We start from the raw sequence: 13,990 nt of genomic DNA, 5'->3' as shown, positions 1-13,990 counted from the left end.
AACGGAAAAAACACGTCTCCCGAACGTCGGTATTCGTGTTTTTTTCTTATTTATCGTAAAGATCCGGACGTAGACGCACGACTTTTACGTCGGAAGTCCTAGATATATTGGAATATAAAGGCTGATTCAGACTGTATTCCTTACGAACTGTTTCTAATTTTTTAACGGGTTTCGTTTCTTCTTTTTTGATTCTTTCAGATTCGAACATTCGAAACCTCCCTTTTTCGTTTAGATTCTTAGGACCCTCGATCTTCCTTATTAGTTTCGTCAAAAAGAGTCGGATTCATGACACTAATTATGTCAAAAAATTACCGTCCTAAGGTACACCCTATCAATATAAAACAGTTTTAATACGGACAAATTACGTTTAAGGGGAAAAAAAATAAAATTTCCGGTGTGTTGAACTGATTTTTGGAGGAATTTCTCCCTAGTCGGAATTCAAATAGAGAAAACATTGATACTACGGAAAAGACAAAAGGGGCGGAATAAAATGCTATATCAAATTTTCAATCGTAGCTCTTCCCTTTAAACTTTTTCCAAACTGATGCCAGATGCTCTCGAATTTTAGCTTCCATTCCGTTTCTGGTCGGCAGATAGAATTGAGGCGGATTATTCTTGAGGTCATCAGGGAAATATTCGAATTCCGTAAAGCCTCCGAAATCATGCGGATATTTATACCCTTGCCCGGCGCCTTCCTTCTTATGCAGGAATGTCGGTGCATTTTTCAAACGATTCGGGATATTCAAACTAGTTCCTCTTTCTTTTACGAACGAAGAAGCGGAGGAAATCCCTTTATAAGAAGCGTTCGACTTAGGACAGGACGCGAGGAAGGTCGTAACTTGTGCCAGTATGATTCTCCCCTCCGGCATTCCGATCGCTTCCAACGCTTGAAGGCCGGACACGGCAAGAGGTAGGCCGTGAACGGAAGCGTTTCCTATATCTTCCGAAGCGAGAACGATCAGTCGCCTCGCGATAAAGATCGGATCCTCCCCTCCTTCGAGCATTAAGGCCAGATAAAAGAGTGCGGCATCCGGATCGCTACCTCTTACCGATTTTATAAACGCGGAAATTACGTCGTAATGACTTTCTCCGACCTGATCGTATTCGATCACTCGACTTTCGAGGAAGGAGTTTACTTCGGCCTCGGTAATCAATAAGCCCGGATCCATAGAAAGAGCTAGGGCTTCCAATAAGGAAAGTAAACGTCGCGCGTCACCGCCCGAATATCGTATTAAAGTTTCCTTAGCGGCCTCCTCTAAAAGGGGAGAAGGTTGTAAATTTCCGATTCCCCTTTCTAGGATCTTTTTCATTTCAGGAATTCCTAATGCTTCCAACTTCAGGACCTGACAACGAGAGAGCAAGGGTCTGGTAATTCTAAACGAAGGACTTTCCGTCGTAGCCCCGATCAACACTAGGCTGCCGGTCTCGACGCCTTTTAGGAGACTGTCTTGCTGCGAAGAGCTGAAGCGATGAATCTCGTCCAAGAATAGAAGAATACTTCCTCCCGATTCGGCTTTCTCTAAGAGTTTTTTAATATCGGCGACTCCGGTCGTCACCGCGTTATATTCCGCGAAAGGAAGTTTCCAAGTCTTTCCGAGAATCCTCGCGATCGTGGTTTTACCCGTACCTGGCGGACCATAAAGGATCATACTTACGGGTTCTCTGAATTTTTGAAGCTGAGTCTTCGCTTTTTCCTGCCCGATTACTTCCGAAAATACGGACGGTCTGATTCTATGCGGAAGCGGAGGACGGTCGAAGAAACTATCCAAGTCCTTCCAATTCCCGTTGAACTTTGCGAACGCAGGAACGTATCGTAGAATTACAAACGTCGCAGGCGCTATGGCAGCAAACCAGGGACTGTTCTCGAATTTTTCCATCCAAAACGTTTTCCACTAATTCACCGACCCGGACAGGTAGACCGAACCAATCCAAATTTTCCAGGATCAGGTCTCGTTTGGTTTTCGGAAACAGTGAAGGAGTTTCTTCCATAAAATTGATAGGATTTTACGATTCTTTTTTCGAAAGTGTCGTGTTATCTTTAGACCGCTATCCATCCTCCTTTAATGAGGTAATAATAAATATAAAATCTAGGAATTCTAAATAAAGCTGCAAGCAAAAAGATTCTAAATTTCATTCCCATCGCTCCGGCCGCGACGCTAGTCCATGAATACGGTAGCGGAGTCAAAGCACCCAATACTACGGCCCAAAAGCCGAAGCGTTTCACATAAACTTCCAACTTTTCCTCGTGCGTTCTAAGAAAACGGGTAAAAGAATCCAATTTAGGAAGCAGATATTTTCCCTGAGCATAGGAACAGCATCCGGCGATCAGGGAGCCGATCGAAGCGGACGAAATCACCCATACGTCGGGAAGTCCCGCGGCAACGGCGATAATCAGGAACGTATCCGGTGGAAAGAATATATGCACGGAATCAGCGATAAGAATGGCGATGCCCACACCGAATGGACCGGTAAAATCGATAAACGCTTTAGAAACCTGTAATACCGGTTCGTGAAAGAATCTGGCGAGTATGATGACTCCAACGAATAAAACGACGCTTGCAATCAGCGTTTGCCTCAGCAGGCGGCCTAATACTTTTTCGCTCGAACCGTGCGTTTCGGTTGTTTTTCTAGTCAAACGATATCACCTACGATGAAACATCCGTTCCAAATCTTCCCGTGTCAGCTTGACCAACGTCGGCCTACCGTGAGGGCACCGGGCGGGATTTTCGCAATAACTCAAACGGTTTAATAATTCGGCGATCAGATGGTCCGATAACTGGTCCCCTTTTTTAACGGCGGATCGACAGGCCACGCATTTTGCCATCAGATCGTAAAGTTCCGGCTCCGGGACTTCCTTTCCTCCGGTTCTATTCAAAAAATCTAATATAATTTCCTTTTCATGTCCCGGCAAAAAGTATCCCGGAACTTCCCTAAGAACTAGGCTGTCTTGGCCGAGAGCGTCCAACTTCAGTCCGACTTCCTCGTATTCGGAGCCCCGCTCCTTGATATCCTCGGCCTCCTGCTTGGAAACCGGAATCCGAATCGGGGTGAGCAGAGGTTGGATGCCGTAATTCTTCCGTTTTAGTTTTTTCAGGACCTCTTCGTAACGAATCCTCTCGTGCGCGGTATGCTGGTCGATAATATAAAACCCGTCCTCTCCCTCGGCTAGAATGAACGTCTCGAAGAGTAAACCGAAATGCTTCTTAGGAATGAATTCGGCATGTTTACGGGGCTGGTCCGTCAAATCCTCCAGCCTCGAACCCGGACCGACCGTTTCTACCGGAAAGGACGGAGAATGTCTTACTTCCGAGTATAATTCTTCGCCTAACAATTGCTGATCGCCTGAGCCGGTCGAAGAATATACCTGCAACGAGCCTCCCGTTTTGGGGCGCTCCGGGCGAAGAAGCCGATTTCTTAGTTCCAGAAAACTGACCGGCGTACTGGAGCGGAGTTCCTTTTGTATCAACTGTAGAAAGAACGTATTAAAGGATTCCTCGTCTAAAAATCGAATCTCTTTCTTTGCGGGATGAACGTTAACGTCGATCGACTCCGGATCGACTTCGAAAAATAAAAAGCAATACGGGTGAGCATTCGGCGGAAGGAGTTCATCATAACATTTTTTTAATAGATGAGAGGAATATTTTATCTCCACCGGACGATTATTCACGAACGTAAACTGTCCGGTTCGATTGGATTTATAAAAGTCCGGATCGCTTATATATCCCCATGCCTTCCAGCCTCTCTTTTCGAGATCTACGCTTAACAAATGATCCCGAAAATTCTCTCCAAATAAATCCACGATTCGTTCTTTCTTCTCTTTTGCGGCGAGTCTATGGACTTCCTTTCCGTCCTGAACCAGTCGAAATCTGATTTCCTCCCGCGCCAATGCCTGAACGGTAAATCGATCCCGAATCCGTTTATCTTCCGAACGAACCGACTTCAAGAATTTCCTACGGACAGGCGTATTGTAAAACAGGTCTTCGATTAAAATCCGAGTGCCTCGAAATCCCGGAATCGCTTCTTTGGAAATAACTTTCCCCTTTTCCGTTCGAACCTTCCAGGCGGTTTGACCTCCGGTTCCGGTTTCGAGGGTGAGTTTGGATACGGACGCTATGGAAGCCAGGGCCTCTCCTCGGAAACCGTAGGATAAGACGAGCTCCAAATCCCGTAAGCTCTTGATTTTGCTGGTTGCATGCCGCTTTAGCGCGAGCTCGATATCTTCTTCCTCTATTCCGGAACCGTCGTCCGAGATTAAAAGGGAAGTCAATCCTCCGTCTCTCGTCTCGACTTCGATGTAGGTCGCTCCGGCATCGACCGAGTTTTCCATCAATTCCTTCAAAACGGAATGAGAAGATTCGATAACTTCGCCTGCCGCAATTTGGTTGATTAGATCCGGACTAAGTTCCTGTATCCGAGCCATAGGCTTGGACCCAGAATCCACGGCCGCTATCGACCTGTCAAGGGTGGATTTCAGGTTTGGAAAGACCTAACTCGAGGATAAAAATGGAACCCTTCCCGGGAACGCTTTGCACTTGAATGTCCCCGTCCATTTTCCTCGCGAGCGCACGGCTGAGAGAAAGTCCAAGGCCTGCGCCTTGGAAAGGTTTAGTCACTCCCGAATCGACCTGTTGAAACGGGGTAAAAATGGCCTCCCAAAGATCTTGAGAAATTCCGATACCGCTATCTTCCACCTCGAAGCGGAATCGATAGGTAAATTGAGTCGCACCGAGTAATATGCCCGAAAAGCGGATGAATCCGGCTTTCGTGAATTTTTCGGCATTCTCCAGAAGTCCTATAATCATTCTCTTAAAGCGAACTTCGTCTCCGACGACTAAATCGGGTAGGTCATCGGATATTAGCACGGAAAAAGCGATACCTTTTCGCTTAATAGCATCTTCCAAGCGCATCGCAGCCTCGTATACGGCGGCTCGTAAGTGAAACGGACGATTGACTAGGACGAGAGTTCCTTTTTCCAAACTGGAAGCATCCAACATCGTTCCCAAAATCAACATCATAGCGTCTCCGCTTCGTTTCAATAACTCGACCATCTCCTTCTGCTCGGGCCTCATGTCGCTATCCAATAGCATCTCCGTTATTCCCATAATTCCGTTCATGGGAGTTCGGACCTCATGATCCACATTGATTAAAAATTCGCTCTTAGCCCGATTGGCGGCCTCCGCTTCGTCTCTGGCCCATTCCAACTCTCTTGTTCTTTTCTTTACGAGTTCTTCCAAATCCAAATTCAGAATTTCCTGAACTTCCTCCCTTTCTCTAAAACCGCTTAAAAGCTTATTGGACAGAGACAATGCATTGGACAGAACGAATATTCCCACGCCTACTCCGCTCAACTCCCAGGAATCCATTATTTCGGAGTGATAAAGCACTTCGCTGGCTAGAAAAAAAAGCAGGAACAGAAAGCCGACCAGATAGAGAATGGCACCCGGTCGTTTATTTCGGATCGCTTTGGCCAAAACGAATAACGAACTCGCCCCCATACAGACGAACGCCATATAAGAAGGTCCGATTAGATACGAATAGATATTCGGACCCGTAAATAAAGTTATTATAATAAAGATTGCCGCCGTCGAATATCCGACCTTTAAAAGCAGTCTTCCGGCATCGATGGGAAAAACCGAATACAAAAAATGCAGAGCCAGAGGCATTCCGATAAACCAGGAAATAAACTCCGTCCGTAAATAAATTTCCGGCCCGACATCGAAGTGCTCCGGAAGTAACCTTACGCCGGTGGAATACAATCTCAGGAAAACCGTCAGAGAGAATAAGCCTAAAACGAATGCCGAAGGATCCTTTTTATAGAAAACGGATACGAAAATATGAAATAGGCCTAAAAAAAGAAGGCCTCCGGCCAAAAGCGATTCAAGATCTCTCCGATCCTGATAGTATCGATTGACGCATTCCGGCTCGCCGAAAATCGGAGGTTTCCATAGGCCTCCTTTCCTATAATTATAGTTGGAAATTTCAAAATCCAGGTTCGCTTTTTTTTCCCAGGGAGGAAGAATCACATAACGTGTTAATAATGCGAGAGCCTCCGGCGAAGGATCTCCTACTCTACCGACTTCCGAAATAATTCTTCCGTTAAAAATGATTCGGTAATTCGTTCCTTGATCGAAACTGACCAACCGAAGGTTGCCTACGCTTCCTCCGGAGATTAGCTCCAAGCGGTACAGTGCCTTCCCGTATTTTGGAAGAATATTCCCCTGCCAGGTTTCTCCGGCCCAACTTCCTGGACTGATTTGAGTGGAAAATACCGGAGGATTTTCCGGAAGCTCTGTACTAGGAGCCTCGCCCAACCAGGCGAATTTCCACTCGCCCGTCAGCCGGAAGCAATCGCCTCTACCCGCCGACTTTGTTTTGTCCCAGTCTAAGATTCCGTTTTCAAGAATTGCTCCTTTAGGAAAAGGACGACAGTAAAGGAATAAAAATAGAATGAGAAACGGAAAGAGTCTGATACGTAAATTTGTTCCCATTCGAGTTAGGTTGAAGATTCCGATAGGAACGGGAAAACGTCTACGATTTCCCGGAGAAAACGTACGAAAAAGACTACTGGGAATCGGCCTGCGATTTAATAAACGGAGCCTTTGGAGATAAGAAATATCCGCTTAGCGATGCGAACAAAACCGGTGTGAAACTCGAGACTCCCGTTAAATCGACCAATAGGATCGTAGTGCTGATCGGAGTTTTAGTGACGGATGCATTGACCGAGGCCATTAAACAGATCAACAAAAAAGATTCATTCTCGGTCGGAAAGAAATCCATAAAAAACCTTCCGGAGGCCGCTCCGATAAAGAAGAGTGGGATAATGATCCCTCCTCGCCAGCCGCTCGATACGGTCGTATTGATTGCCAGAATTTTCAAAAGGACCAAACTTCCGAAAAATACCCAATCCCCTTTCGTAACTACGATTTGATTCAACTGGTCGTGACCGAAATATCGCGTCAGAGGTTGGTGGAATGCTATGCATCCTAGAATCAATCCCCCTAACGCCGTCTTAACGAAGATCGGACCCGGAATTCTGGAAAAGGAGAATTCAGTAGTGCGAAATACTCCGTAAAAAATCCAACCGATTCCCGCTCCCGCGACTCCGAAGGCGAGTGCATTTTCAAAGTCTTCGATTCCGCCCGGAACATATTGAGGGAATTGCCAGGTGGGCCCGATGCCCATATCCGTCATCCAAAGAAACACGAAGTAGGCGGAACAGCTGGAAAGGAAGGCGGGCAATAGCGCCTCATAATACTCTACTACATGCCGGTGTTGGAGTATTTCGAGCGCGAATAAGGCGCCTCCTAACGGAGAGCCGAATAGAGAGGTAAAACCGGCAGCCATTCCGGCAATCGTCATCGAGCGAACCTCCTCTCCTTCCAACCCCAGTCTCTCGGCGAACCAACTGCCGATGGATCCGGTGATCTGAACCAAGGGGGCTTCGGGGCCGGCGCTTCCTCCCGAGGAAATACTAAGAAGGGATGAAACGGTCATCGAAGGATTATTCTTAGGATCTAATTTTCCTCCCCGAAATCGTATATTATCGATTACTAATGAAATTTCTCCGGGTTCGCCTAACCAATAGATCAAAAGACCTATCAACAAACCGGAGCCGGTCATTAAGGCTATGACCCAAGGGCCTTCGACTTTTCCTAAAAATAGGGTCAGATATTCTAAACATTTCCAGAAGAGCGCGGAAAATAAACCGGCGAAAATCCCGAGGAGTACGTAAAGAATACTCCACCTCGAAAGCATAAAGGGGTTCTTTTTGGAAATTACGAAGATCGGATTTCTAAAAAAGGAACGGACTTTGTCCATAACGTTGGTTAGACGAAAATTACGGACGTATCTTTACGAGAAATAATAGTGCCGATTCTTCTAACACTTTCGCCCTTTTCTTCCAAATTCGTCCGCGCAGCCGCTTCCGAATCGGGGGAAACAATAACGATGTACCCGACGCCCATATTGAATGTGGAATAGAGTTCTTTTTCTTCGATCTGTGGGAAGTCCTTTCTCAATTTTTCAAAGAAAGGGTTGGAAGGCAAACTCTCCCGTTCGATCGAAATTCCGCAGTCGTTCGGAAGAACGCGCGGGATATTTTCGTAGAATCCTCCGCCGGTGATGTGAACCATTCCTTTTACTTCCACTTTCTTAACCAGATTCAGAATGCTTTGTACATAAATTCGAGTCGGCCTAAGGGCGAATTCTCGTAAGAAATCCACGGTCGAAGGATCTGAGGGAAGCTTTCTGCCTTCCGGTAAATACAACTTTCGAATGAGGGAAAAACCGTTACTATGAGGACCGGAAGATTCCAAACCGAGAACCACGTCTCCGGGACGAATTTTCGAACCGTCGATCATATCCTCTTTTTCCACGGCCCCTACTACGAAGCCGGCTAAATCGTATTCGTCTTCTTCCATCGTGCTCGGATGCTCCGCAGTTTCCCCGCCAAGAAGAGCCGCACCTGATAAGCGACATCCTTTCACGATTCCGGAAACGATTCGTTCCATTCGAGCCGGGTCCAATTTTCCACAGGCGATATAATCCAGAAAAAATAGCGGTTCGCCGCCGGAGACAAGAATATCATTCACACACATCGCGACTAAATCGATTCCGACCGTATCATGAATTCCGAATAGGCGAGCTAATTCTAATTTAGTCCCGACTCCATCCGTACCGGAAAGTAAGATCGGATTCTTATAATTCTTTAGGAAGCTGACGTCAAAGCCGCCGGAAAAACCGCCCAAACCGCCCACTACACGGAGACCATGCGTGGATTCCACGTTTTCCTTGATTCTTCTAACGAAGTTCTGACCGGCCTCGGTATCGACTCCGGCGCTTTTATAAGTGATCTTGCTTTCCATCTACCCGCTCGGGAACAGGATTCCCGAGTCGAGTCTTCTGGACAGAAAAAAAAGGAGATTCAAAAAGTGGCGAATCTTCGATTCGGAACGACAGGACAAGCCGTCATTTCATTTGATCGATTTGCTGCATGGCTGAAAGCTCGGCCTCGGCCGCAGTCCTGGTCACCAAAGGGGATAATCCCGGTTTTAGGTCGACTGCTTCTCCGGCCTTCACTAAAACTCGGGCCTCGTCCGTTTTTCGAGTAATCAAAACGCTTCCTTCCCGAACGGCAAATGTTCCGGTTTCGGCGGATCGATTCACCTGTCCCCAAAACTGGGTTCCTCGAACCGCCGCAACCACGGCCGGAGTATCCACCGAAATGGACTGGTTTTTGGAAAGTTTAACTACTTTTACCAGGATATTGCCTTCGTTCACCTTTAGGTACGCCTGGTCGGCCTTTAAAGCAGCGACGGAAGCTTCCGTACTGCCCAAGAGGCGAATCGTACCTAGCGGAGTTGTCAAATCCACGAGTCCGTCTTTTGCAGTCACGATCGTGTCGTGTTCGGAGACGGCATCATCCAATTTCAGATCTTTACCCGATTTCCCGACCGTTACCTTTCCCGTTAGAAACGTGACGATTCCCTGGGATGTTCCTTCCGATTTCGGTTTACAGCCGTAAATTACGGCGAAAAGAGTAAGCGTTATACTTAGAATTTTTGCGAGCCGGTTCATAGAGTACCGTAACTTAGATTGTTATGGAGACGGAGGGAACTAAAAAAAAGGGGGATTGGAAAAAAATTCTTACCGAAAGTTTTGCGCGTATCACTCATTTTCGTGGAGTAATCGTTTGCCCAATAAGTAAGCATCACTCCCTTTTTCCCTTCCGGAAAAGAAAAGTTCGAAGCCGGGAGTTCCCGGAAATCGCTCTAATTGTAAGGAACGGATCAAATGCTTGGTAGTTCCTTCATTCCCGTCGTGCAAAATCGCCTCCGGATAAACGGATAAAAGTAATCTTTTTAAAAAAACATAATGCGTGCAGCCTAAAACAAGCCCGCGAATGCCTTCCGACTGGACAGGCCTTAGAATCTTCCGCAAGAGAATTTCCGCTTCCTTGAATCTACCCAAGTCCACGAGAGTGGCGAGACCGTCGCAATTCAAATGAACGATTCTTTCTTCGGCCGAAAGTGATAGTTTCAAATTTCGTAATTTCTCTTCTCTATGAGTCACGGACGTTGCGAGCAATGCGATTCTTTCATTAGGGTGAGCCGATAGCGCCGGTTTAATTGCGGGTTCCATTCCGAATACGGGTACGGGAAGTTCGGCTCGCAGTTCGGACGCCGCGGCGGAAGTGGCGGTATTACAAGCCAGAAGTATGGCGTTTACTTTCTGAGAAAGCAACTCCGAGCATACGTTTTTAGTGAGCGCTAGCACTTCCTCGGTACTTCGCTCCCCGTAAGGCGCATTCCCTAGATCACCGTAATAAACGTAATGCGCGCGGTACGGAAGAGAAAGGAGCGTTCGCAGGACCGAAAGGCCGCCCATCCCGGAATCCATGACTCCGATTTTAATTGGAATCGCGTCCTCGTTTTCCATTACAGCCTTACGCCGAACGAATGTATTCCTCTATGCTGCTTCGAAGTGTGGAATAAATCCAACGAAACTTATCTTCGTTTTCTTCCAAGAGAGTGACTCTAAATCCATGGCGGTTGGTACAAAAGGAAGATAAAGGAACCACGCAGATTCCCGCCGAAGCCAGTAGAAAGTATACGAACCTACGATCGTTCGCGCATTTCTCCAATAGAGGTTGAATGAATTCCGCAGCTTGAAGGTTTTCAATCGGCAGAGACATCTTCTCGTTCAGAACACCCTCGTCAAAGGCGACGGTAAGATAAAATGCACCTTTCGGTTCCACGACCCGGACTCCTTTAAGACCGTCAAAATATTGGGTCGCGAGTTTCGCCCTTTTTTTGAATTTTTCGTTTCTCGACTTTAGATGCGGGATAAATTCGGGATGCGAATAAACTTGAGGAATCGCCATTTGCGGCAGAGTCGTCGAGCAGACTTCCAGCATCTTCGCATCTAGGAGAGATTTCACATAGCGTGCAAAGACCGGATCCTTATCCTTATTGAAAATTTCAATCCAACCGCAGCGTCCGCCAGGCCAAGGAAACTCTTTGGAAATGGAACGTAATGCCAGACCGCATACCTTATCTCCGATCACTTCGGAGAGATGAATCGTGCCCGTTTCCGAATAATTTACATGGGCATACGTTTCGTCGCAAACGATCATAACGTCGTATTTTTCCGCGATGGAAACGATCTGACGCATTACGTCTTTTCCATATACTGCGCCCGTCGGATTGTCCGGATTGATCAGCAGAATTCCCGCGATCGAATCGTTGTATCGTACTTTATTTTCGATATCTTCCAAATCCGGCATCCAGCCCCTTTCGGGAAGAAGATTGTACGTCATGTGCTCATAGCCGGAATGCGCCGCTTCCGCCGAGGAAAGGGTGGAATACGCCGGACTGGGGCCGAGAACCCGTGCCTCCCGTCTCATGAAACCGAATATTTTTGCGACGGCGTCGCCGAGACCGTTGAAAAATAAAAGATCGTCGGACGTGATCTGAGCCCCGCCTCTTTCGTTTACCTTTTCGGCCAGAAATTTGCGGGTTTTTTCGTATCCTTGGGTTGCAGTGTACGCCCAGGATAGATCCTCCAGAATAAGATCTGCGACGATCTTCTTCATCCAAGGCGCGACCTTCTCTCCTTTTTGAATCGGGTCGCCGATATTTTCGTAAGTGATTGGAACGCCTAAAGCTTCCAGCTTTTTAGCGACTGCAACGATCTGACGGATCTCATAAATGAGAGCATCCGCACCGCTATGAACGATATTTCTTCTCATATCCCGCCTGGTAGGTCCGTTTTTATTTTTGCACTAATCGGACCACGAGTTCTTGGAGACTTTTTTCTCTATAAATTCTGAGCTTAAGCCTCCCCCCTAATCCTACTATTCCGACCTGCTCCCGAAGATCATTAATATTTTTTACGGGCAGTCCGTTCGCCTCTAGTAGGAAGTCATACCGTTTGAGTCCCGAAGATTCTGCGGAAGAGCCGGCCTCTATATCGTAAACGAGAACGCCGGTCCAGTCGTCCGGAATGCCCAATGCCTTTCGGTGGTCTGCGAGAGGAACGGTCGCCATAACGCCAAGAGTGGCGGGGCGAATAATTCTCCCCTTATTTTCCTGAATCAATTGAATGATTTTCTTCGCATAATTCATCGGAATCGCGAAACCGATTCCTGTGTTCCGTCCAGTATCACTTCGGATGAGTCGGTTAATACCGATCACTTCTCCATAAATATTTAAGAGAGGGCCGCCACTGGAACCTGGATTGATCATGCTATCGATCTGGATATGCGTTTGCCCCGTTTCATCCAAATCTTCCCTGTATTTTGCGGAAACGACACCGACGGAAAAAGATCGTTCTAGACCGAACGGGGAGCCGATCGCAATCGCCCAATCACCGACTTCGATATCATCCGAATTTCCGAAGCGCACAGGCTTTAACCCGGAACCTTCGCGAATTTTTAAAAGGGAAATATCGGCTCGCTCGTGGCTCCCGACGAACTTTGCCGGAAAGACGCTCCCGTCCGAAGTAATGACTTCTATGCTTTCCGCTCCTTCGATCACGTGAAAATTCGTAGCGATATATCCTTTTTCATGAATTAAAAAACCGCTTCCGAAAGAGGCAAGCCTCTCGTTTCTATAATCGAAATAATGATACGGACTTACGATAAGATCCGATTTTTTCGTACGAATCGATACGACGGAATCTTTTGCCAGTCTGTAAACGTTACGGAATGCGTTTTGGAGTTCGATCCCGGCCTTCTGCTCTCCATAGTCGAGAGGTTTATCTCCGCGGAAAAAGGAAGACAAGCCTCCTTCTCCGGGAAGAATTAGGATAAGAATCAAAAGAACCGCCAGCCCGGCGTTCACAACCACAACTGGAGGAAGAGAGAATCGCATGAAAACTACCTTGGCCCATCCTATAGCCAGGTTGGCAAATCGTCGACTCGGATTCTCCGGGGAGCGTCTACCGGTTCCAATCCTTTTCTTATTCTGGATTTCTTCTCAAGGCTGCATTCCCTATCTCCTTCATATCGGTAAGGAGCAGGCAAAATTCGTCATGCAGAAGCGACCGTTCGAGGAGGTTCTTTCGGATCCTTCCGTCTCCGAAAAAACGAAGGAGAAATTAAAGGAAGTGGAACGAATCAGGGATTTTGGAATACGGTCCCTGGCCCTGTCCTCGAAAGGCGGTTTCAAAAGTTTCGTTTCATTGGATCGTAATGCAGTCGGCTGGCATGTAAGCGCCTGTCATCCTTTGAGATTCGAATCCTACACATGGTGGTTTCCGATCGTCGGTTCCGTTCCTTATAAAGGTTATTTTTCTCTGGAAAAAGCGAAGGAAGAAGAAACGCGACTGAAGGAAGAAGGCTGGGAGACTCGAGTGAGAATCACCGCCGGTTATTCCACCCTAGGTTGGTTCGAAGACCCGTTATTTTCACCGCAGTTGTATGATGATCGAGCGGATCTCTCCGCATTAGTTTTACATGAAATGGCTCACGCGACCGTGTACTTTCCGGGAGATAGCGTCTTTAACGAAAGTTATGCGAGCTTTGTGGAAGAGGCCGGAACGAAAGCTTATTTATTTTCGATCGGCGGTCAACAACTTGTTGAAGCCCGCGAATCCTCCGAACGGGAACGGGAACACTATAAAACGCTCTTACGAGAAACGGCAGAATCTCTGAAAAATATTTATTCAAAGGGCGGCTCCGACGAACAAGTACGTAAAGAGAAAAATCAAATTCTTTCCTCCTTTAAGAAGGAACTCGGCCGGAGGAATTGGAGGACCATAGACGGAAAAAAACTCTCCGAACGGGATTGGAACAACGAGGATTTCGTCGGAATGCTTAGGTATCATTCCGGTTCCGCTTTTTTTGAAAGAAAGCTCGAGGAAGTAGGCCGAGATTTCGGGAAATTTCAGGAAGAAATGCGCAAACTCATTTCACTCTCTTCGGCGGAGAGAAAGATCCTTTTACAGAGGACAGAAGACTGAGGACGGAAGACAGAACATTGGCCAGCCG

General features: G+C 47.0%; 13 protein-coding genes. 1 reads left to right on the top strand and 12 read right to left on the bottom strand.

Annotated features, from left to right (window positions below; all coding sequences use genetic code 11):
* Positions 1-46 precede the first annotated feature (46 nt).
* The 12 genes from LEP1GSC047_RS21545 to LEP1GSC047_RS02550 all read right to left on the bottom strand — a co-directional run bounded on the left by LEP1GSC047_RS21545 (position 47) and on the right by LEP1GSC047_RS02550 (position 12,872).
* Positions 47-208 carry a hypothetical protein gene (locus LEP1GSC047_RS21545; protein WP_155825642.1) on the bottom strand — a complete coding sequence of 54 codons (162 nt, stop codon included), beginning with the start codon at positions 206-208 and terminating at the stop codon, positions 47-49.
* 298 nt (positions 209-506) lie between these two features.
* Positions 507-1,769, bottom strand: coding sequence for a replication-associated recombination protein A (locus tag LEP1GSC047_RS02600; RefSeq protein WP_010411910.1), 1,263 nt, complete (start codon positions 1,767-1,769; stop codon positions 507-509).
* Positions 1,762-1,989 (bottom strand): hypothetical protein, encoded by a 228-nt coding sequence (locus LEP1GSC047_RS02595; protein WP_010411912.1) that lies wholly within the window; start codon positions 1,987-1,989, stop codon positions 1,762-1,764. The genes LEP1GSC047_RS02600 and LEP1GSC047_RS02595 overlap by 8 nt, the downstream gene beginning before the upstream one ends.
* A gap of 49 nt (positions 1,990-2,038) precedes the next feature.
* On the bottom strand, positions 2,039-2,635 hold the full coding sequence (locus LEP1GSC047_RS02590; RefSeq protein WP_010411915.1) for a YqaA family protein: 597 nt from the start codon (positions 2,633-2,635) through the stop codon (positions 2,039-2,041).
* 6 nt (positions 2,636-2,641) lie between these two features.
* The gene (mutL, locus tag LEP1GSC047_RS02585) at positions 2,642-4,420 is read right to left on the bottom strand and encodes a DNA mismatch repair endonuclease MutL (protein WP_010411918.1); all 1,779 of its coding nucleotides are present in this window, start codon (positions 4,418-4,420) and stop codon (positions 2,642-2,644) included.
* Positions 4,421-4,457: 37 nt separating this feature from the next.
* On the bottom strand, positions 4,458-6,488 hold the full coding sequence (locus LEP1GSC047_RS02580) for a sensor histidine kinase (RefSeq protein WP_010411921.1): 2,031 nt from the start codon (positions 6,486-6,488) through the stop codon (positions 4,458-4,460).
* A gap of 73 nt (positions 6,489-6,561) precedes the next feature.
* Positions 6,562-7,818, bottom strand: coding sequence for a chloride channel protein (locus LEP1GSC047_RS02575; protein ID WP_010411926.1), 1,257 nt, complete (start codon positions 7,816-7,818; stop codon positions 6,562-6,564).
* Positions 7,819-7,826: 8 nt separating this feature from the next.
* On the bottom strand, positions 7,827-8,864 hold the full coding sequence (purM, locus tag LEP1GSC047_RS02570) for a phosphoribosylformylglycinamidine cyclo-ligase (RefSeq protein ID WP_010411929.1): 1,038 nt from the start codon (positions 8,862-8,864) through the stop codon (positions 7,827-7,829).
* Positions 8,865-8,967: 103 nt separating this feature from the next.
* Positions 8,968-9,576 (bottom strand): adhesin Lsa19, encoded by a 609-nt coding sequence (gene lsa19, locus LEP1GSC047_RS02565; RefSeq protein ID WP_010411932.1) that lies wholly within the window; start codon positions 9,574-9,576, stop codon positions 8,968-8,970.
* A gap of 90 nt (positions 9,577-9,666) precedes the next feature.
* Positions 9,667-10,437, bottom strand: coding sequence for a glutamate racemase (gene murI / locus LEP1GSC047_RS02560; RefSeq protein ID WP_010411934.1), 771 nt, complete (start codon positions 10,435-10,437; stop codon positions 9,667-9,669).
* 7 nt (positions 10,438-10,444) lie between these two features.
* Entirely contained in the window at positions 10,445-11,749 is a 1,305-nt protein-coding gene (locus tag LEP1GSC047_RS02555; RefSeq protein ID WP_010411937.1) for a pyridoxal phosphate-dependent aminotransferase, read from the bottom strand.
* Between the two features lie 22 nt (positions 11,750-11,771).
* On the bottom strand, positions 11,772-12,872 hold the full coding sequence (locus tag LEP1GSC047_RS02550) for a S1C family serine protease (RefSeq protein ID WP_010411939.1): 1,101 nt from the start codon (positions 12,870-12,872) through the stop codon (positions 11,772-11,774).
* Here LEP1GSC047_RS02550 and LEP1GSC047_RS02545 point away from each other — a divergent pair.
* The gene (locus LEP1GSC047_RS02545; RefSeq protein WP_010411942.1) at positions 12,871-13,962 is read left to right on the top strand and encodes an aminopeptidase; all 1,092 of its coding nucleotides are present in this window, start codon (positions 12,871-12,873) and stop codon (positions 13,960-13,962) included. The two genes, LEP1GSC047_RS02550 and LEP1GSC047_RS02545, sit on opposite strands and share 2 nt — an antisense overlap.
* The last annotated feature ends 28 nt before the right edge of the window (positions 13,963-13,990 follow it).

Origin of the sequence: Leptospira inadai serovar Lyme str. 10 (genome assembly GCF_000243675.2) — a bacterium.
Taxonomy (GTDB): Bacteria; Spirochaetota; Leptospiria; order Leptospirales; family Leptospiraceae; genus Leptospira_B; species Leptospira_B inadai.
Note: the sequence above shows the minus strand (reverse complement) of the source record. Positions and strands in the feature narration are given on the sequence as shown.

Coding starts and splice junctions, on each gene's coding strand:
- LEP1GSC047_RS21545 (WP_155825642.1), bottom strand. CDS start 208: ATGTTCGAATCTGAAAGAATCAAAAAAGAAGAAACGAAACCCGTTAAA.
- lsa19 (WP_010411932.1), bottom strand. CDS start 9,576: ATGAACCGGCTCGCAAAAATTCTAAGTATAACGCTTACTCTTTTCGCC.
- LEP1GSC047_RS02550 (WP_010411939.1), bottom strand. CDS start 12,872: ATGCGATTCTCTCTTCCTCCAGTTGTGGTTGTGAACGCCGGGCTGGCG.
- LEP1GSC047_RS02580 (WP_010411921.1), bottom strand. CDS start 6,488: ATGGGAACAAATTTACGTATCAGACTCTTTCCGTTTCTCATTCTATTT.
- mutL (WP_010411918.1), bottom strand. CDS start 4,420: ATGGCTCGGATACAGGAACTTAGTCCGGATCTAATCAACCAAATTGCG.
- LEP1GSC047_RS02555 (WP_010411937.1), bottom strand. CDS start 11,749: ATGAGAAGAAATATCGTTCATAGCGGTGCGGATGCTCTCATTTATGAG.
- LEP1GSC047_RS02595 (WP_010411912.1), bottom strand. CDS start 1,989: ATGGAAGAAACTCCTTCACTGTTTCCGAAAACCAAACGAGACCTGATC.
- murI (WP_010411934.1), bottom strand. CDS start 10,437: ATGGAAAACGAGGACGCGATTCCAATTAAAATCGGAGTCATGGATTCC.
- purM (WP_010411929.1), bottom strand. CDS start 8,864: ATGGAAAGCAAGATCACTTATAAAAGCGCCGGAGTCGATACCGAGGCC.
- LEP1GSC047_RS02575 (WP_010411926.1), bottom strand. CDS start 7,818: ATGGACAAAGTCCGTTCCTTTTTTAGAAATCCGATCTTCGTAATTTCC.
- LEP1GSC047_RS02545 (WP_010411942.1), top strand. CDS start 12,871: ATGAAAACTACCTTGGCCCATCCTATAGCCAGGTTGGCAAATCGTCGA.